The sequence below is a fragment of the Geodermatophilus sp. Leaf369 genome, assembly GCF_001424455.1.
GTDB lineage: Bacteria > Actinomycetota > Actinomycetes > Mycobacteriales > Geodermatophilaceae > Klenkia.
This window is the reverse complement of record NZ_LMQA01000005.1, coordinates 79,633-97,641: the sequence shown is the minus strand read 5'-3', so window position 1 is coordinate 97,641 and position 18,009 is coordinate 79,633. Positions and strand designations below refer to the sequence as shown.

Sequence of the window (18,009 nt, the reverse complement as noted above, 5' to 3'; positions counted from 1 at the left end):
CCCGTTCCGTCACGCTGACGGAACGGGCGCTGTCGTGTGTCCGGGGCGGGTTCAGCCGGCGTTGCGGCCGGAGAGCCAGAGCTTGTCCAGCCGACCGGTGGAGCGGACCAGTTCGGCGAGTGCCTTCTCCAGGTCGGCCTTCGTCGGCTTCTCCCCCATGAGCGTCTGCACGTCCTCCAGGGCGCAGCGCAGCTGGAACAGCCGGTCCTGCAGCCCGTCGAGCTCCGAGCGGGTCACCAGGACGACGTCCGGGCTCAACCCCGCCTTGGCCGTCGCCGAGCGCTGCTCGTAGGCACGCTGCCGGCAGGCCTGGCCGCAGTACAACCGCGGCCGTCCCACGGACTCCTGGGCAGGCAGCACGCTGCGGCACCAGCCACACCGTCGTTCCTCCGCCGTCGTCGACCGACGCCGCGGACGACGGGTCGTGCCCGCGCCCACCGGGTCGGTGCCGGGGATCGTCACGGCCACGCCCTCGGGCGCCGCCACCTGCTCTGCCACCACGCCGCGAACCGTAGACCGGCAGGTGGCACCGCCCCACAGGACACGCCCAGGCACCCCCGCTCAGCGCGCCCCGGACACCCGCCCTAGCGTGTTCGCGTGCCCGGCTCGCGCTTCCCCTTCCTCGACAGCGAGACCCCGCTGGCCATGGCGCACCGCGGTGGCGCCATCGAGCACGTCGAGAACACCCTGCCGGCCTTCGAGGCGTGCGTCGCGCTGGGCTACCGCTACCTGGAGACCGACGTGCGGGTCACCGCCGACGGCGTCCTGGTCGCCTTCCACGACCCGACCCTGGACCGGGTGACCGACCAGACCGGCCGGGTCGACGCCCGGCCCTGGCGGGAGGTGCGGACGGCGCTGATCGGCGGCCGCGAGCCCGTCGTCGCACTGGAAGACCTGCTGACCGCCTGGCCCGACGTCCGGTTCAACCTCGACGTCAAGGCCGCCGGGGTGCTCGCGCCCCTCGCGAAGCTGGTGCGGCGCACCGGCACGCTGCACCGCATCTGCCTGGCCTCATTCTCCGATGCCCGGATCGCGGCCGCCCGGCGGCTGCTGGGTCCGGAGCTGTGCACGTCGCTGGGGCCCAAGGGCGTGGCGGCCCTGAGGCTGTCGTCGTACTCCCCGCGCGCCGCCGGGCTGGTGCGCATCCAGGCGGGCTGCGCCCAGGTGCCGCTGCACCTCGGCGGCCGGCCGCTGGTCGACGAGCGCTTCATCGCCGCAGCCCACGAACGGAGCCTGCAGGTGCACGTGTGGACCGTCGACGACGCCCAGGAGGCGGACCGGATGCTCGACATGGGGGTGGACGGCGTGATGACCGACCGCCCGGCGATGCTGCGCGAGGTCCTCGACGCCCGCGGCCAGTGGACCGGCCGGTGAGCCGCCCGTCGTGGAAGCAGCGGCTGCTCGCCTGGGAGCCCCGCTGGCCCGCGGTGCCTGCGGACCTGGCCGACCAGGTGGGTGAGGACGACCCCGCCTGGTTCGCCCGGGAGCTCGCGGTGGCCGCCACCCCGCCCTGGTGGTTCTGGCGGTTCCTGCTGCACACGGTGTCCCCCGCCGTGCCGCTGTTCGGCCGGTTGCAGATCACCGGGTCGGTGTCCCGGGAGCTGCTGGACGGCCCGCTGATCCTGGCCGCCAACCACATCGGGGACTACGACAGCTTCGTGATGGGCGCCAGCCTGCACTCGCTGGGCATCACCCCGCGGTTCATGGCGGCCAAGGGCATCATCACCGCTCCCCTGGTGGGCCCGGTGCTGGAGCGCTCCGGGGGCATCCGGGTCGATCGCGGCACCGACGTCGCCGCCCGGGCGCTGAAGGTGGTGGAGGAGGCGCTGGCCCGGGGTGGACACGTGGCCCTGTTCCCCGAGGGCCGGGTGGGGCTCACCCCCGACGGCTGGCCGGAGAAGGGCCGCACCGGGCTGGCCCGCCTCGCCCTGAGCACCCGCGTGCCGGTGCTCCCGATCAGCCAGTGGGGCGCGCACGAGGTGCTCGCCTACGGCAACGACCGGACCAAGCTGCGGACGGCGGCGTCGGCGCTGTGGCGTCAACCTGCACTGAAGGTCCACGTCGGCCCCCCGGTCCCCCTCGACGACCTCGAGCTCAGCAGGGTCGGGGACGCGAACAAGGCCCGTACCCGGATCAACGCCGCGATCACCCGTGGCCTGGCCCCGCTGCGGGCACACGAGCCGGCCGACCGGATCCTCTTCCACGACCCCACCCGTCCGGTCCGGGCCACCGCGGCGTTCCCCGGCGGGGTGGTCCCCGACGACGTCCCGGGCGCGTCGGAGCCCGCCGCTGGACCTGAGCGCTCGGCGGCTGACACCCTGCGCCGGTGACCGACTCCCGCACGGTGGACACCCCGGCCCCGGACGCCGAGCTGCGCCGCGAACGCTTCGGTTGGTACTCCTACGACTGGGCGATGTCGGTCTTCAACACCTCCGTCACCACGGTCTTCCTCGGCCCCTACCTGACCTCGGTGGCCGAGGACGCCGCCGGCCCCGACGGGCGGCTGGGGTTCCTCGGGTTGTCCATCCCCCCGGGCAGCTGGTTCTCCTACGTGCTGTCGTTCTCCGTCGTCCTGCAGGTGCTGGTGCTGCCGCTGACCGGGGCGGTGGCCGACCGGACCGGGAAGAAGCGCCAGCTGCTGGCCGGGTTCGCCGCCCTGGGTGCGGTGTCGACCACCGGGCTGTTCTTCGTCGCCGACGGCCGCTACCTGCTGGGCGCGCTGTTGTTCGTGGTGGCCAACATCAGCTTCGGCGCGGCCACCGTCGTCTACTACTCCTGGCTGCCCGACCTGGCCGGGCCCGACGAGCGCGACGCGGTGTCGAGCAGGGGGTGGGCGTTCGGCTACGTCGGGGGCGCGCTGCTGCTGGCCGTGCACCTGGGGCTCGTGCTGGGGGCGCCCTCGCTGGGGCTCACCACGGGCGAGGCCGTCCGGATCTGCCTGGCCAGCGCCGGGCTCTGGTGGGGCGCGTTCACGCTGTTCACCGTCTCCCGGCTGCGCGACCGCCCGGTGCCCGCCTCGCACCGACGTCCCGGGGGCGGGTTCCGGCAGCTGGGCCGGACCATGAAGGAGATGCGGGCCTTCCCGCTCACGCTGTGGTTCCTGGGTGCCTACCTGCTGTTCAACGACGGGGTGCAGACCGTCATCTCGCTGTCGGCGACCTACGCCACCGAGGAGCTGGGCCTGGAGCAGTCGGTGCTCACCGGCGCGATCCTGATGGTCCAGGTGGTGGCCGTGGCCGGCGCCCTGGGCCTGGGGCGGGTGGCGGCCCGGTACGGGGCGAAGCGGACGGTGCTCGGGTGCCTGGTGGCCTGGACGGCGGTGCTGGTCGCCGCCTTCTCCCTGCAGGAGGGCGCGGTCGCGCAGTTCTACGCTCTGGCAGCGGTCATCGGCCTGGTGCAGGGCGGCACCCAGGCGCTGTCCCGTTCGCTGTTCAGCCACCTGATCCCGCCGGGCAAGGAGGCCGAGTACTACGGCTTCTACGAGATCAGCGACCGGGGCACCTCCTGGCTGGGCCCGCTGGCGTTCGGACTGACCTACCAGCTCACCGGCTCCTACCGGTACGCGATCATCAGCCTGGTGGTCTTCTTCGTCCTGGGCTTCCTCGCCCTCGCCCGGCTCCCGATGCGTCGCGCGGTGATCGCGGCCGGCAACACCCCGCCGGAGCGGCTGTGAACCCGCCGCTCCCGCCGTTCGTCGTCCCGGCGTCCGGTGACCGCCGGCGGCACGCCGCCCCGGCGCACCTGACGTTCTTCCACGGTCCGATGGACTGCGGGAAGTCCACCCTGGCGCTGCAGGTGGACCACAACCAGAGCCGGCAGGGCCGGCACGGGCTGCGGCTCACCCAGGGCGACCGGTCGGCCGCGCCCCGGATCAGCAGCCGGGTGGGGCTCAGCCGGGACGCCGTCGAGGTGGACGGCGACACCGACGTCCGGCTGCTGGTGCGCGACCGCTGGGCCGACGGGCACCGGGTGGACTACGTGATCGTCGACGAGGCCCAGTTCCTCACCGGCGCCCAGGTGGAGCAGCTGGCCGAGCTGGTCGACGAGTCGCACGTCGACGTCTACGCCTTCGGACTGACGACCGACTTCCGGGCCGAGCTGTTCACCGGCACCCGCCGGCTGTTCGAGCTCGCCGACGACGTGCAGCGCATCCAGGTCGAGGTGCTGTGCTGGTGCGGGCTCCCCGGCCTGCTCAACGCCCGGGTCGTCGACGGCGCCATGGTGCGCGAGGGCGAGACGGTGGTCGTCGCCGACACCGTGGCCTCGGCCCCGCAGAAGGCCCCCGACGAGGTCCGCTACCAGGTGCTCTGCCGGCGGCACCACGTCAACGGGCAGCTCGGCCCGACCCCCACCGGACCGGGTCAGCTCACCCTGTCCGGGTCTCCCCTGGCCGACGGCGAGGTGTCCGTGCGATGATGGGCGACTGACGAGACGGAATCTCCGTCCGACTTCCGTCGTTGATCCCATCGGTCCCCCCGGGTGACACCTCCACGACTCCGTGCCGTGGACGCGTGCCCCGGCCCCGGTGGGCGACCGTGCACGGACCGACACGAGCAGGAGAGGACGGTGGACCATGGGTGAGCGATCCCTCCGCGGCAGCCGACTGGGCAGCGTCAGCTACGAGACCGAGCGCAACACAGCGCCGATCGAGCGGCAGTACGCCGAGTACCGGTGCACGCAGGGCCACGTGGTCACGGTGCCCTTCGCCGACGACGCGGAGCTCCCGGACACCTGGGAGTGCAAGTACGACGGTGCTTCGGCCAAGCTGGTCGGTGGCGCCGAGCCGGCCCCCAAGAAGGTCAAGCCCCCGCGCACGCACTGGGACATGCTCCTGGAGCGTCGCTCGGTCGACGACCTCGAGGAGGTCCTGGCCGAGCGCCTCGACGTGCTGAAGAGCCGGCGCACCAAGGTCAGCTGAGCACCGACACCGAACGGCCCCCCGGAGCACTGCTCCGGGGGGCCGTTCTGCGTCCGTCAGCGGGGGTCGTCGACCACGGTCCCCTCGATGACCGCCGGGCCCCGGGTGCTGGTCGTGCGCACGGTGGGGTCCACCTCGGCCGTCCGCTCGCTGCGCACGTGCACCGGCCCGCGGGCCCGGTCGGGCAGCCGACGCAGCACCAGCGAGGTGATCAGCGCCCGGGGCAGTCGCCGGGTACCGGGCAGCAGGCACAGCAGCCCCAGCAGGTCACCGATGAAGCCGGGCAGGATCATGAACAGCCCGCCCGCGGCGATCAGCCCGGCGTCGCCCAGCACGGTGCCCGGGGCGCGGTGCTCCTGGGCCCGCAGCCGCAGCTCGGTGAGCGTCTTGGTGCCCTGCTTGGCCAGCAGCACCCAGCCCAGCACGCTGGTGGCGATGGTCGCCAGGACCGTCCAGCCCACGCCGATCCAGGCCGCCACGGCGATGAACACCAGCACCTCGGCCAGGGCACCCAGGCCCAGGATGGTGCGCAGTCGGCTCGACATCTTCTCCCTCTCTCCGGTCGCCGGGGAGGTCAGCGACCTCCGGCGACCTGCGACCGTGCCGGCACGGGTCGGGGGACCCTGCCGGGCAGCCGGTCGGCCACCCGGTCGAGCAGACCCCACCAGGTCACCCGTGCCAGTGCCTCTCCAACGATCGAGGAGCTCATCTTGCTCCTGCCGGCGGCACGTTCGGTGAAGACGATCGGCACCTCGACCACCCGGGCCCCGCTGCGGACCGCCCGCCAGGCCCAGTCGACCTGGAAGCAGTAGCCCTGCGAGGCCACCTCGTCGAAGGGCAGCCGGTCCAGCAGCTCGGCCCGGACCGCCCGGAAGCCCCCGGTGGCGTCGGTCAGCGGCAGCCGCAGGGCGCGCCGGGTGTAGACGTTGCCCACCCGGGAGATCGCCAGCCGGAACCACGGCCAGTCCACGACGCGGCCCCCGGGGAGGTAGCGCGAACCCAGCACGAGGTCGGCGTCGGCGAGGGCGGTCAGCAGGTCGGGGAGCTGCTCGGGCGGGTGTGACCCGTCGGCGTCCATCTCCACCACGACCGGCCACCCGTGCTCGCGCGCCCAGGCGAAGCCGGCCACGTAGGCCGGGCCCAACCCGGCCTTCTCGGTGCGGTGCAGCACGTGCACCCGCTCGTCGGCGGCAGCCAGCGCGTCGGCGAGTGCGCCGGTGCCGTCGGGTGACCCGTCGTCGACGACCAGGGCGTGCGCGGCCGGCACGGCGGCGTGCAGCCGCGCCAGCACGGGCGCCAGGCTCTCGACCTCGTTGTAGGTGGGGACGACGACCAGGACGCCGTCTCGCGCGGGGCTCACGCCTGCGTTCGCCGTGCGGCCCGGCGGCGGATGACCCCGGAGCCGGCCAGCACCAGGACCGAGCCGACCCCGAGGGCGGTGAGCACCCACTCCGGTCCGGCGTCCAGCCGCGAGGCCAGGGTCTGGCCGTCCCGCTGGGCGATGTCCTCGACGAAGACGTCGGGGGTGAACAGCTCCGAGCTGCGGACCAGGGTGCCGTCGGGGGCGATGACCGCGCTGATCCCGCTGGTGGAGGCCATCACCACCGAACGGCCGGTCTCCACTGCGCGCAGCCGGCCCATCGCGAGCTGCTGGGGGCTCTCGTCGGAGAACCCGAAGGTCGCGTTGTTGGTCTGCACCACCAGCATCGTGGCGCCGCCGTCCACGACGTCGTGCACGAGGCCGTCGTAGGCGACCTCGAAGCAGATGACGTCCCCGACGGTGGAGCCGGCGATCTGCAGCGTGCCCACCTCGTCGCCGGCGGCGAAGTCGTTGCGCACCAGGTCGACCTGGGAGCTGAAGAAGCGGAAGAAGGACCGGTACGGGATGTACTCGGCGAAGGGCACCGGGTGCCGCTTGACGTAGGTCTGGCCCGGCCCGGTCTCGGGGTCCCAGACGATGGCGGTGTTGGAGATGAACTCCCCCGGCCCGCTGACCACCGCCCCGACCAGGATCGGGGCGTCGATCGCCCGGGCGGCCCGGTCGATCGCGGCCGCGGCGTCGGCGTTGAGGTAGGGGTCGATGTCGGAGCTGTTTTCCGGCCACACCACGAGGTCGGGCTGGGCCTGGTCACCGGCAGCCACCGCGGCGGCGAGGTCCAGGGTCTGCTGCACGTGGTTGTCCAGGACCGCGCGGCGCTGGGCGTTGAAGTCCAGGCCGGCGCGGGGCACGTTGCCCTGCACCACGGCGACGGTCTGCGTCGGCCCGCCCTCGGTGAGCGAGGACCCGGCCAGCGGCAGCGACGAGAGCAGCCCGAGCGACGGCACGGCGACCGCGCCCACGACGGCGAGGACCGCGACCTTCCGCCCGCTCCTCCGCCGGCCGCGGCGCACCAGCGCGAGGACGGCGGCCGCCAGCAGCGTGCCGGTCAACGCCACCGCGAAGGACACCAGCGGCACCCCGCCCCAGGCGGCGAGCCCGGTGAACGGACCGTCGGCCTGGCTGAAGCCCAGGCGTCCCCAGGGGAAGCCACCGAAGGGCCAGCGGCCGCGGACGGCCTCCTGACCGACCCACAGCGCCGCGGCCCAGAACGGCCAGCCCCGCGCGCGTGAGGTGAGCGCCAGCGCCCCACCCAGGACCGCGACGTACAGGGACTCCGTGGTCGCCAGCGCCAGCCGGGGGAACGAGCCGACGTAGATGCCGGTCCAGGACAGCAGCGGGACGAAGAAGACCAGGCCGGTGACCAGGCCGAGCCACAGCCCGGTGCGCACCCGGACGCCCCGGACGGCCAGGGACAGCGCCATCGGTCCCAGGACGGCCAGCCCGGTCAGGTCCCAGCCCGGGAAGGCGAGGAACAGCGCGCCACCACCGAGGGCCGCCAGCAGGGTGCGGCCGAGCAGGCCGATCCCGCGACGGCTGGTCCGCTGCTCGTCCTCGGGCGGGCGTGCCGCCTGGACCGTGCCGGTCGCCACCACTCCGGCACCCGCCCCCGTTCGTGTCCACCCCGCCGCCGGCGGGGACGTGGACCACAGGCCGGTGGGCCGGGTCCGGGCCGCGGTTGCGGCCGGACCCAGCATCCCACCCGTCCGGCGGGGCGTCCGGCACCCGGTGGCGGCACCCCGCACCTTCGGGCCGCCGGGGCGGACGCCGGCTGCGTCCGTACCCGCCGTTGTCTGGTGGCGCGGGGTGCCGCCCGGGTGGTCCCGAGACGCCTCGGGGCCGTTCGTGCTGCGGGGTCAGACCCTAGGGAACGGAGCGGGCCCCGGACAGGCCATCGGTACAGCAGCGGCACGCCGTGACCGAACCGTTACATCGGCTGTACCGGAGGTCACGCACCGGTCGCGGGGACGACGAGGGCAGCGGTCGCCTCCACCACCCGCAGTGGCGGGTCCAGCACGGTGGCCGCCGACGCGCCGCGGGACGGGTCGGCCCGGGCCACGACGTCGGCCCAGCACCGCAGTTCGCGGCTGCGTCGGCCGACCCGGACGACCTCGCACGAGGCCTCCAGCACGTCCCCGGCCTGCACCGGGGCGAGGAAGCGGACCTCGGAGTACCCGGCCAGCAGGCCCTCGTCGCCGTCCCCGACGATCGCGACCTCGGTGGCGACGTCGCCGAACAGGCCCAGCGTGTAGGCGCCGTCCACCAGCGAGCCGCCGTAGTGCGCGTGGGCGTACGGCACGTAGCGGCGGTGGGTGACGGTCAACCCGACGGTTGCACTCATGCTGCCTCTCCCGACGGGATCAGGGCGGAGACGAGGTAGGAGGCCACCTCGCCGGGGGTGGTGCCGCGGCCGAAGACCTTGTCCACGCCGAGCTCGCGGGCCATGGCCGGGTCGAAGCGCGGCCCGCCCACGACGAGCAGCGGCCGGTCCTCCCCCATCGCCTCGCGGAAGGCGCCGGCCAGCTCGCGGGTGTTGCGCAGGTGCGCGTCCTTCTGGGTGACGACCTGGCTGACCAGCACGGCGTCGGCACGGGCGGCGCGGGCCTGGCCGACCAGCTCGGGCACGGTCACCTGGGCGCCGAGGTTGGCGACGTCCATCTCCCGGTAGTACTCCAGGCCCTTCTCCCCCGCGAAGCCCTTGAGGTTGAGGATCGCGTCGATGCCCACGGTGTGGGCGTCGGTGCCGATGCAGGCGCCCATGACCACGAGCTTGCGGTGCAGCCGGGTCTTGATCACCCCGTTGACCTCGCTGGGGCTGAGCAGCGGGTAGGCCCGCTCCTCGACCTCGACGGCGTCCAGGTCGACCAGGTGGGACACCGAGCCGTAGACGACGAAGAACGTGTAGCCGGTGCCGATGCCGTGGCTGTGCACCACCATCGCGGGGCTGATGCCCATCTTGGTGGCCAGCTGCAGCGCCGCGCCCTCGGCCCTGGGCCCCGGCGGCACCGGGAGGGTGAACGACGTCTGGATCATCCCGTCGCCGGTGGTGTCGCCGTAGGGCCGGACGATGCTGCTCACAGCGCTGCCTCCATGAGCTCGGTGGCGGGGTCGAGGTGGCCCGGCGCCTTCACGACCACGCCGTCCAGGCCCTTGCCGCGGTCGGCCGGACGCCTGGTGATGCCGAACGTGCCCGCGGCGATGGAGGGCAGCAGGCCGTCGGCGGTGATCCGCTCCAGCAGCTCGACGGCCTCGCCGAGGACGGTGTGCGCGCGGGTGTCGATGAACCCGCCCGGCGGCGGGGCGAAGTCCTCCCCCAGTCCCCCCGCGGCGTCCAGCACGTAGCGGACGTTGCGCAGCGCCAGGTCCCGGTCGGAGAGCCACGGGGTGACGACGGCCTCGGTCATCATCCCGACCAGCAGGATCGACTGGTCGGTGAGCATCCCGGCCAGGTTGAAGAACCCGTCGAGCAGGTAGCCGCCGAACACGTCGCCGGTCATGTGCTTGGTGGGCGGCATCCACTTGAGCGGGGCGTCGGGGAACAGCGAGCGGGCCAGCATCGCGTGCGCCAGCTCGAGCCGGAAGGACTCCGGCACCGTCGGGTTGATCTCGAAGGCGTGGCCCAGGCCCAGCTGCCAGTCCTCGAGGCCGGCCTCGCGGGCGAACCGCTCGTTGAGCAGCTGGCTGACCGTCACGGTGTGCGCCTCGTCGACGGCGTCGGCGGTGGTGAGGTAGTTGTCCTCGCCGGTGTTGATGATGATCCCGGCGCGGGCGTGCACCATCCGGCTGAACCGCTGGTCGACGAAGGTGCGGATCGGGTTGATGTCGCGGAAGAGGATGCCGTACATCGCGTCGTTCAACATCATGTCCAGCCGCTCGAGCCCGGCCAGCGCGGCGATCTCGGGCATGCAGAGCCCCGAGGCGTAGTTCGTGAGCCGGACGTAGCGGCCGAGCTCCGCGCTCACCTCGTCCAGGGCGGCCCGCATGAGCCGGAAGTTCTCCTGGGTGGCGTACGTGCCGGCGTACCCGGTGCGGGTGGCGCCCTCGGGCACGTAGTCCAGCAGCGACTGCCCGGTGGAGCGGATGACGGCGATGACGTCGGCCCCGGCGCGTGCGGCCGCCTGGGCCTGCGGGATGTCCTCGTAGATGTCGCCGGTGGCCACGATCAGGTAGATCCAGGGACGGCGGGGCGGGTCGCCGTGGGTGGCCACCAGCTCCTCCCGCCGGCGGCGGGCGTCGTCCACCCGGGAGAGACCGGCACCGACGGCGGCGAGCGCGGCCTCGCGGGCCCGCTCCTCGTCCCCGCCGGTGGGCACCTCGAAGCGGGCGGTGCCCGCGCCGACCTGCTCGGCGACGTCCTGCACGGTCGCGGCCGCACCCGAGGCGATCGCGTGCCAGACCGGCAGCGCCACGCCGTGCTCCAGCCCCACCTGCTCGCGGACGACGTCCACCACCCGGTTCACCCAGGGGATCTCGCCCTCCCCGGTCACCGGATCGGTGCCCTCGAGGCCGGCCAACCGCAGCACGGCGCGCTCGACGGAGACGGTGGTGTGCTTCCCGGCCAGGTCGATCACCGGTTGGGCGGCCTGCTCGGCCAGCTCGCGGGCCCGGGTGACCAGGCCCGGGTCCAGGGTCAGACGGGCGCTCACGGCTCTCCTCGGACGGCGTGGCCACCGACGAGCAGGCCACGGCAGGTGGGCCGGGCGCGCTCGGCGAGCACCCCGGACAGGGTCAGGTCGGTGGCCCACAGCGCCAGGTGCGCCGGAGCTCCGACGGCCAGGGGGCCGTCGCGGTGCTCGGCGCGGGCGGCGTGCCAGCCGCCGTGGGTCGCCGCGTCGTAGGCGTCGAAGGGGCGCAGTCCGGCGCCGGGGGTGCGGTGGTCGACGGCGGCGTGCACCCCGCCCCAGGGGTCCAGCGGGGTGACCGGGGCGTCGGAGCCCAGCGCGATCGCCACCCCGCCGTCGGACAGGTCGGCCAGGGGGTTGCAGGCCAGCGCCCGCTCCACGCCCAGGCGCTCGGCGTACATGCCGCCGTCCCCGCCCCAGGCGGCGTCGAAGGCCGGCTGGACGCTGGCGACCATCCCCCAGCGGCGCATCTCCTCGATGGCGTCGACCGACACCATCTCGACGTGCTCGAGCCGGTGCCGGCACGCCCGGACGGCGTCGCGGCCCAGCTGCTCCCCCACCGCGGCGACGGCGGCGAGCACCTGGTCCACCGCGGCGTCCCCGATGCAGTGGAACCCGGCCTGCACTCCGGCGGCGGTGCAGGCGCGCACGTGCTCGACCAGCTGGGCGGTCTCGAAGCGCAGCACCCCCGAGGTGTCGGGCCGGTCGGTGTACGGGGTGGACAGCGCCGCGGTGTGCGAGCCGAACGCGCCGTCGCAGAACAGGTCGCCCCCGGCGCCAGCCAGGTCCAGCTCTCGGACGACGTCCAGCCCGCCGCGCTCGGACAGCTCCCCCCACCAGCCGAGCACCAGCGGGCCCGGGGCCCGGCGGGACAGCTGCAGCAGCCCGGCGAGGTCCTCGGCGCTGGACACCTCGGGGCCGGCCATCTCGTGCACGCAGCCGATGCCCAGGTCGGCGGCGAGGTCGAGGGTGGCGCGCTGGGCGGTGGTGCGCTGGCCCGGGTCCACGGCGCCGTAGGCGGCCTGCCGGGCGGCGTGGTGGGCGTCCAGGCGCAGCTGGCCGTCGGCGGAGTACCCGGGCAGCGCGGTGATGCCCGGGATCCGGTCGAGCAGCGCGGTGGAGACGGTCGCGGAGTGCACGTCGACCCGGGCGAGGTAGGCCGGCCGGTCCCCCACCACGGCGTCCAGGTCGTGCCGGGTGAGTGCGCGGCCCTCGGGCCAGTCGTTCTCCTCCCAGCCGGTCCCCAGCACGATGCCGCTGCGGTGCCGGGCCACGTGCGCGGCGACCGCCGCCAGCGCCGACCGCAGGCTGTCCGCCCCGTGCAGGTCCAGCCCGGTCAGGGCCAGGCCGGTGGCGGTGGCGTGCACGTGGGCGTCGACGAACGCCGGGGTGAGCAGGGCGCCGCCGCCGTCCAGGGTCCGGTCCGCCGTCGGGGCCTCGGCGGACGGCCCGACCCAGGCGATCGCGCCGTCGACGACGTGCAGGGCCCGGCCGCGGGCGTCCCCGACGGTGACGTCGCCGATCAGGAGCGACATCAGTGGACGCGCGGGTCGATCAGGGCCCGCACGCCGGGGGTCCGGCGGTACAGGTCCAGGGCCAGGGCGGCGTGCCCCGGCGTGTAGCCGTTCCCGATCAGCATGGTCACGTCCGCTGCCATCCCCTCGGCGCCCAGGGCCGCCCCCGGGAAGGAGGTGGCCATGGAGAAGAAGACCACGGTGCCGCCGTCGGCCGTCGCGAGGACCGCGCCGTGTTCGGCCCCGGCCACGTCCACGCAGACCACGGTCACGTCGACCGGGTCGCCGACCGCCGCGGCGACGGCCAGCGGGTCGGTGGCGTCGGCGACGACGACCTCGTCGGCCAGCCCGGCCGCCCGCAGCGCGGTGGCCTCCTGCTCGGTGCGGACGACGCCGACCAGCCGGTGGGCATGGGCGTCCCGGGCCGCGGCCAGCGACAGGCAGCCGGACTTCCCGGCGGCACCGATCACCGCGACCGACGACCCGCGCCGGACCACGCGCTCGGTCGCCGCCGGGGCGCCGCACACGTCGAGCACCGCCAGCGCCACGTTCTCCGGCAGGTCCTCGGGGAGCACGGCGGCGATCGAGCGGGCGAAGAGCACCGCGGTGCCGGTGGTCGGCACCTGCTCGCCGAGCCCGTCCCAGCGCTCGAGGCCGTCGGTGATCCGCAGCGGGGTCAGCGTCAGCGACACCAGGGTGGCCACCCGGTCGCCGACGGCCAGGCCCAGCGGGGAGTCGTCGCCCACCTCGGCGACCCGACCGATGAGCATCCCGCCGGAGCCGGTGACGGGGTTCTGCATCTTGCCGCGCCGGCCCACGATCTCCAGCACGGCGGACCGCACCGCGTCGCCGTCCCCTGCGTGGGCCTCGTTGAGCTGCCGGAAGGACGCCGCGTCGAGGTTCAGCCGCTCGACGTCGATGCGCACCTCGTCGCGGCCGGTCGGGGCGTCGGGGTCCAGCCGGTGCGCGGCCTGGGGCAGCACGCCCACCGGCTCGAGCACCCGGTGCACGCCCAGTGCCCGCTCTGCCGCCGTCGTCACCTGGAACTCCTGTCGTCGATCGCGTTCAACACGGAGAACCTATCGCGAAACTCACGTTTCACCGAACGATCTCCCGTAGGGTGTCGGGGTCGCCACCGGAAGTGCCGGTCGCACCCGCAGGAGGACGTCGTGCTGGAGCAGCCCTACGAGTACACCGCCCGGGAGCTCGTCGAGCCCGACTGGCGTCGGCTGCCCGGGTTCGCCGACGTGACGGCGGAGCAGTGGCGCAGCGCCCAGTGGCAGCGGGTCAACTGCGTGAAGAACCTGCGCCAGCTGCGCGGGGTCTACGGCGACCTGCTCGACGAGTCCTTCTACGCCGACGTCGAGGCCGACCAGGCCGGCCGCGCCACGATGTCGCTGCTGCTGCCCCCGCAGATGCTCAACACGATGGTCCCGACAGCGGTCCCGACCACCGCGGCGATGCTGGCCGACCCGGTGCGCCGCTACATGCTCCCGGTGGCGTCGGACCGGCTGCCTGGGGCCGCCGCCAGCCACCCCTACGCCGCCCGGGACTCCCTGCACGAGCACGAGATGTGGGCCGTCGAGGGCCTCACCCACCGCTACCCCACCAAGGTGCTCGCCGAGCTGCTCCCCACCTGCCCCCAGTACTGCGGGCACTGCACCCGGATGGACCTCGTCGGCAACTCCACCCCGGCGGTCACCAAGCTGAAGTTCGACCTCAAGCCGGTCGACCGGCAGGCCGAGATGCTGGCCTACCTGCGGGCCACCCCCGGCGTCCGGGACGTCGTGGTCTCCGGCGGTGACGTCGCCAACCTGCCGTTCAAGAACCTCGAGGCGTTCGTCTCCGGCCTGCTGGAGATCGACTCCGTCCGCGACATCCGGCTGGCCACCAAGGCGCTGATGGGGATGCCGCAGCACTGGCTGCAGGACGACGTCGTCGCGGGGATGACCCGACTGGCCGGCACGGCCCGGGCCCGCGGGGTGTCCCTCGCCGTCCACACTCATGTCAACGCCGCCCAGTCGGTCACCCCGCTGGTGGCCGAGGCCGCCCAGGCGATGCTGGCCGCCGGCGTGCGCGACGTGCGCAACCAGGGCGTCCTGCTGCACGGGGTCAACGACACCGCCGGCCAGCTGCTGGACCTGTGCTTCGCGCTCCTGGACGGTGCCGGTGTCACGCCCTACTACTTCTACATGTGCGACATGATCCCCTCGGCCGAGCACTGGCGGGTGCCGCTGTCGGTGGCGCAGACCCTGCAGCACGACCTGATGGGCTACCTGCCCGGCTTCGCCACCCCGCGGATCGTCTGCGACGTGCCCTACGTCGGGAAGCGCTGGGTGCACCAGGTCGCCGAGTACGACCGCGAGCGCGGGATCAGCTACTGGACCAAGAACTACCGCACCGGCATCGAACGCACCGACGAGGCCGCGCTGGACCGCCGCTACACCTACTACGACCCGATCCCCTCGCTCCCGGCGTCCGGCCGGCAGTGGTGGGCCGACCGCGCGGTCGACCCGGTGGCCGCCGACGCGGCCGCGGTGGCCTCCCGCGAGGCCTCCCTCGCCCAGCTGTCCTGACCCCCCTCTCCTCTTTCCCCTCCCCCCTCCCGCCGGTGATCATGGGGTCGTTGCCAGGTGACACGCCGCCCGTCGGCGAGTCTCTGACATCCACCCCATGATCATCGGGAGGTGTGTGCCGTGGAGCTGGTGAGGACCGGGCGGCTCCTCGTGCGGGCGTGGACCTCGTCCGAGGACGACCTCGCGCGGCTCGCCGACCTGTACGGGCGCGCCGAGGTGACCCGGTGGTTGTCCGGGCCGCCGGCCGGTGGGGTGCAGGCGATGCTCGAGCGGTGGGCGGCGGTGCACGCGGCCGATCCACGGGCGGGGTGCTGGGCGGTGCAGCCGCTGGACGGCTCACCGGTGGCCGGCACGGTGCTGCTCAAGCCGTTGCCGGCCGGGGACGGCGAGTTCGAGGTGGGCTGGCACTTCCACCCGGACAGCTGGGGTCGCGGGTACGCCACCGAGGCGGCCGCGGCCGTCGTCCGGCGCGCGTTCGAGGACGGGCTGCCCGAGGTGTTCGCCGTGGTGCGGCCGGGGAACGAGCCGTCGCTGGCGGTGTGCCGGCGGCTGGGGATGACCCCGCTGGGCCGGACGACGCGGTGGTACGGGGTGGAGTGCGAGGCGTTCGGGCTGGCCCCTAGCGGCGGAAGCGCTGGCGTAGGGGCGTCCGTGGGGGCTTGACCGCGGTGCCGTTGACGTCGTGGACGTCCAGCTCGTGGGCCTCCTCCGGCGTCGGTGCGGTGCCGCCGAGGTGCGCGGGCAGCCACCAGCGGTCGGTGTCGCCGGCGGGGACGTCGGGGTAGCTGCGCTGGGCCTCGGCGAGCAGCTCCTCCATCGCGGCCTTGGTGCGCCGCAGCACGGCCTGGGTCTTCTCCCCCTCGGCCGGCACGATCGGCTCACCGAGCAGCACGGTGACCGGGATGCCTCGGCGGAAGACGGGCCGGCGGGCCTTGGTGGCGATCCGGTGCCCGCCCCACACCGCGGCCGGGATGATCGGCACACCGGCCTGGACGGCCATCCGGGCGGCTCCGGCCTTGAGCTCCTTGACGGTGAACGAGCTGGAGATGGTGGCCTCGGGGAACACCCCGACCACCTTCCCCGCCTGCAACGCCCGCACCGCCTCGTCGAAGGCCGCGGCCCCGGCCCGCCGGTCGACCGGGATGTGCTGCATGGCCCGCATGAAGGGCCCGGAGAACCGGTTGTGGAACACCGAGGCCTTGGCCATGAACCGCACCAGCCGGTGCTGGGGCAGCGCACCCAGACCGAGGTAGGTGAAGTCGAAGTAGCTGACGTGGTTGCTGGCGATGACCGCGCCGCCCGTGGCGGGCACGTGCTCCTGACCGCGGACGTCGAAGCGGAAGCCGAAGAGCCGGAACACCACCAGCGCAGCCCGGATGACGAACCGGTACGGCTTGTCGCGGGGGTCGGGCCGGTCGCCGAAGAGGTCGCGGCGGACGACGTCACGCCAGCTGGCCGTGTACATGCGCGGACCCTAACCGGGTCCGGGCCACCGACCAGGACCGGCACGGACCCGTTCCGGGCGGCTCAGCACAGTGACAGCTGCTCGGGCTCCTCCACCTCGGCGACCGTCACCGGCCGGTCGGGCAGCGACCCGGCCGGGAAGCTGGCCGCGTCGTCCCCGGGCAGCCCGCCGACCCCGCGGGCCACTCCCCCGGTGTGGCTGTCCAGCCCGTGCGCGGCGAGCATCGGGCCGACCCGGGCCGAGAGCCACTGCCGGTAGTCCGCGGGCACGTAGGCGCCCCGCCCGTACAACGACCTGTACCGGCTGACCAGGCGGGGGTGCTCCCGGGACAGCCAGGTGGTGAACCACTCCCGCGCCCCGGGTCGCAGGTGCAGCGGCACCACCGTGATCCCGGTGGCACCGGCCTCGGCGACGGCCGCGATGGCCTTCTCCAGGTGGTCGCGCTGGTCGGTGAGCCCCGGCAGGACCGGGGCGAGGAAGACCCCGCAGGGCAGCCCGGCGTCCCGGATGCGGCGGACCAGCTCCAGGCGCGCCTTCGGGGTCGGCACACCGGGTTCCAGTGAGCGGTGCAGGTCGTCGTCCCAGATGGCCAGCGAGACGCCCATCCCGATCGGCACGTCCCTGCTGGCAGCAGCCAGCAGCGGCAGGTCCCGCTGGGCCAGCGTGCCCTTGGTGAGGATCGAGAACGGCGTCCCTGACCGCGCCAGGGCCTCGATCACCGGCGGCATCAGCCGGTAACGGCCCTCGGCGCGCTGGTAGGGGTCGGTGTTGGTGCCCAGCGCCACGTGCTCGCGCTTCCACGACGCCCGGCCCAGCTCGCGCCGCAGCACCTCGGCGATGTTGGTCTTGACCACGATCTCCTGGTCGAAGTCCGCGCCGGTGTCCAGCTCCAGCCACTCGTGGGTGCCGCGGGCGAAGCAGTACACGCACGCGTGGGAGCAGCCCCGGAACGTGTTGATCGTGTACGCGAACGGCATGGCCGAGCCCTTGGGCACGGCGTTCAGCGCGGACTTGGAGCGCACCTCGTGCAGGGTGAGGCCGGGGAACTCGGGCACCTGGAGGCTGCGCAGCAGGCCGGCCACGGTGGGCAGCCCGGGGAGCGTCTCGGGCTCCACGAGATCGAGCCGTTGGGCGTCCCATCGCATGACCCCAGTCGAACACACGTTCGGGCCGATGTCGACGTGCCGGGCCGACCTGTGGACGAACGGTCAGGCCGGCGGTTCCCCGACGTCCAGCCTCGTGACGAGCCCGTCGACGACGGTCAGGGTGTGCTGCACCGTGGTGTCGGACAGCAGGTCGCCGTCGGCGTCGCGCACGACCTGGTGCACCGTCACCTCGACGAGGCCGCCTGCCCGGCGCACCACCACGGGTGTCACCTGCAGCCGCACCACGCGGGCCTGGTCCCGTAGGTGCGCCTCGACGGCCCGCCGGCCCCGCAGCCGCCCGCCCGACCAGGGTTCGGGCCAGTCCACCCCCGCCCGCAGCCGCGCCGACAGCGCCGGCACGTCACCGGCGGACCAGTCGGCGTAGAAGGCC

19 protein-coding genes are annotated in these 18,009 nt (G+C 74.1%); 7 read left to right on the top strand and 12 right to left on the bottom strand.

The genetic code is table 11. The annotated features are described in order from the left end of the window. Positions 1 to 51 precede the first annotated feature (51 nt). A complete protein-coding gene (locus ASG36_RS19515) occupies positions 52 to 501 on the bottom strand; it encodes a hypothetical protein (protein WP_235495308.1) in 450 nt (149 codons plus the stop codon). A 96-nt stretch (positions 502 to 597) separates the two neighbouring features. On the opposite strand from ASG36_RS19515, the gene ASG36_RS19510 reads away from it, so the two are divergent. The 5 genes from ASG36_RS19510 to ASG36_RS19490 all read left to right on the top strand — a co-directional run bounded on the left by ASG36_RS19510 (position 598) and on the right by ASG36_RS19490 (position 4,918). After that, positions 598 to 1,374: a glycerophosphodiester phosphodiesterase gene (locus ASG36_RS19510; protein WP_082523336.1), complete on the top strand. Its 777-nt coding sequence runs from the start codon at positions 598 to 600 to the stop codon at positions 1,372 to 1,374. Beyond that, complete coding sequence (locus ASG36_RS19505; RefSeq protein WP_055768693.1) at positions 1,371 to 2,330, top strand: 1-acyl-sn-glycerol-3-phosphate acyltransferase; 960 nt, start codon at positions 1,371 to 1,373, stop codon at positions 2,328 to 2,330. The genes ASG36_RS19510 and ASG36_RS19505 overlap by 4 nt, the downstream gene beginning before the upstream one ends. Further along, positions 2,327 to 3,673, top strand: coding sequence for an MFS transporter (locus tag ASG36_RS19500; protein ID WP_055768162.1), 1,347 nt, complete (start codon positions 2,327 to 2,329; stop codon positions 3,671 to 3,673). Before ASG36_RS19505 ends, ASG36_RS19500 begins: the two co-directional genes overlap by 4 nt. Further along, positions 3,670 to 4,416 carry a thymidine kinase gene (locus ASG36_RS19495; RefSeq protein ID WP_082523335.1) on the top strand — a complete coding sequence of 249 codons (747 nt, stop codon included), beginning with the start codon at positions 3,670 to 3,672 and terminating at the stop codon, positions 4,414 to 4,416. The genes ASG36_RS19500 and ASG36_RS19495 overlap by 4 nt, the downstream gene beginning before the upstream one ends. A gap of 157 nt (positions 4,417 to 4,573) precedes the next feature. After that, positions 4,574 to 4,918, top strand: a complete 345-nt coding sequence (locus tag ASG36_RS19490; RefSeq protein WP_055768159.1) for an RNA polymerase-binding protein RbpA — start codon at positions 4,574 to 4,576, stop codon at positions 4,916 to 4,918. A 56-nt stretch (positions 4,919 to 4,974) separates the two neighbouring features. Here ASG36_RS19490 and ASG36_RS19485 read toward each other — a convergent pair whose 3' ends face one another. The 8 genes from ASG36_RS19485 to ASG36_RS19450 form a co-directional block, all read right to left on the bottom strand. Next, positions 4,975 to 5,463: an FxsA family protein gene (locus tag ASG36_RS19485; RefSeq protein ID WP_055768156.1), complete on the bottom strand. Its 489-nt coding sequence runs from the start codon at positions 5,461 to 5,463 to the stop codon at positions 4,975 to 4,977. 29 nt (positions 5,464 to 5,492) lie between these two features. After that, positions 5,493 to 6,278: a polyprenol monophosphomannose synthase gene (locus ASG36_RS19480; protein WP_055768153.1), complete on the bottom strand. Its 786-nt coding sequence runs from the start codon at positions 6,276 to 6,278 to the stop codon at positions 5,493 to 5,495. Then, positions 6,275 to 7,888 (bottom strand): apolipoprotein N-acyltransferase, encoded by a 1,614-nt coding sequence (lnt, locus tag ASG36_RS19475; protein WP_235495306.1) that lies wholly within the window; start codon positions 7,886 to 7,888, stop codon positions 6,275 to 6,277. The genes ASG36_RS19480 and lnt overlap by 4 nt, the downstream gene beginning before the upstream one ends. Positions 7,889 to 8,244: 356 nt before the next feature. After that, positions 8,245 to 8,637: a hotdog domain-containing protein gene (locus ASG36_RS19470; RefSeq protein WP_082523333.1), complete on the bottom strand. Its 393-nt coding sequence runs from the start codon at positions 8,635 to 8,637 to the stop codon at positions 8,245 to 8,247. Next, a complete protein-coding gene (locus ASG36_RS19465) occupies positions 8,634 to 9,374 on the bottom strand; it encodes an OAM dimerization domain-containing protein (RefSeq protein WP_235495304.1) in 741 nt (246 codons plus the stop codon). The genes ASG36_RS19470 and ASG36_RS19465 overlap by 4 nt, the downstream gene beginning before the upstream one ends. Continuing rightward, positions 9,371 to 10,942, bottom strand: a complete 1,572-nt coding sequence (locus ASG36_RS19460) for a lysine 5,6-aminomutase subunit alpha (RefSeq protein ID WP_055768144.1) — start codon at positions 10,940 to 10,942, stop codon at positions 9,371 to 9,373. The genes ASG36_RS19465 and ASG36_RS19460 overlap by 4 nt, the downstream gene beginning before the upstream one ends. Continuing rightward, positions 10,939 to 12,453 (bottom strand): amidohydrolase, encoded by a 1,515-nt coding sequence (locus ASG36_RS19455; RefSeq protein WP_055768141.1) that lies wholly within the window; start codon positions 12,451 to 12,453, stop codon positions 10,939 to 10,941. The genes ASG36_RS19460 and ASG36_RS19455 overlap by 4 nt, the downstream gene beginning before the upstream one ends. Next, positions 12,453 to 13,472 carry an L-erythro-3,5-diaminohexanoate dehydrogenase gene (locus ASG36_RS19450; RefSeq protein WP_200944585.1) on the bottom strand — a complete coding sequence of 340 codons (1,020 nt, stop codon included), beginning with the start codon at positions 13,470 to 13,472 and terminating at the stop codon, positions 12,453 to 12,455. Before ASG36_RS19450 ends, ASG36_RS19455 begins: the two co-directional genes overlap by 1 nt. 129 nt (positions 13,473 to 13,601) lie before the next feature. Here ASG36_RS19450 and ASG36_RS19445 point away from each other — a divergent pair, with 129 nt between their 5' ends. Both ASG36_RS19445 and ASG36_RS19440 read left to right on the top strand, forming a co-directional pair. Further along, positions 13,602 to 15,008, top strand: a complete 1,407-nt coding sequence (locus ASG36_RS19445; protein ID WP_055768137.1) for a KamA family radical SAM protein — start codon at positions 13,602 to 13,604, stop codon at positions 15,006 to 15,008. Between the two features lie 120 nt (positions 15,009 to 15,128). Beyond that, positions 15,129 to 15,671: a GNAT family N-acetyltransferase gene (locus tag ASG36_RS19440; RefSeq protein WP_055768134.1), complete on the top strand. Its 543-nt coding sequence runs from the start codon at positions 15,129 to 15,131 to the stop codon at positions 15,669 to 15,671. On the opposite strand, the gene ASG36_RS19435 is transcribed toward ASG36_RS19440, so the two are convergent. The 3 genes from ASG36_RS19435 to ASG36_RS19425 all read right to left on the bottom strand — a co-directional run bounded on the left by ASG36_RS19435 (position 15,628) and on the right by ASG36_RS19425 (position 17,978). Next, positions 15,628 to 16,473, bottom strand: a complete 846-nt coding sequence (locus ASG36_RS19435; protein WP_055768131.1) for a 1-acyl-sn-glycerol-3-phosphate acyltransferase — start codon at positions 16,471 to 16,473, stop codon at positions 15,628 to 15,630. The two genes, ASG36_RS19440 and ASG36_RS19435, sit on opposite strands and share 44 nt — an antisense overlap. A 62-nt stretch (positions 16,474 to 16,535) precedes the next feature. After that, positions 16,536 to 17,618: an Rv2578c family radical SAM protein gene (locus ASG36_RS19430; protein WP_055768128.1), complete on the bottom strand. Its 1,083-nt coding sequence runs from the start codon at positions 17,616 to 17,618 to the stop codon at positions 16,536 to 16,538. A gap of 63 nt (positions 17,619 to 17,681) precedes the next feature. After that, positions 17,682 to 17,978, bottom strand: coding sequence for a hypothetical protein (locus ASG36_RS19425; protein WP_055768126.1), 297 nt, complete (start codon positions 17,976 to 17,978; stop codon positions 17,682 to 17,684). Positions 17,979 to 18,009: the final 31 nt, after the last annotated feature.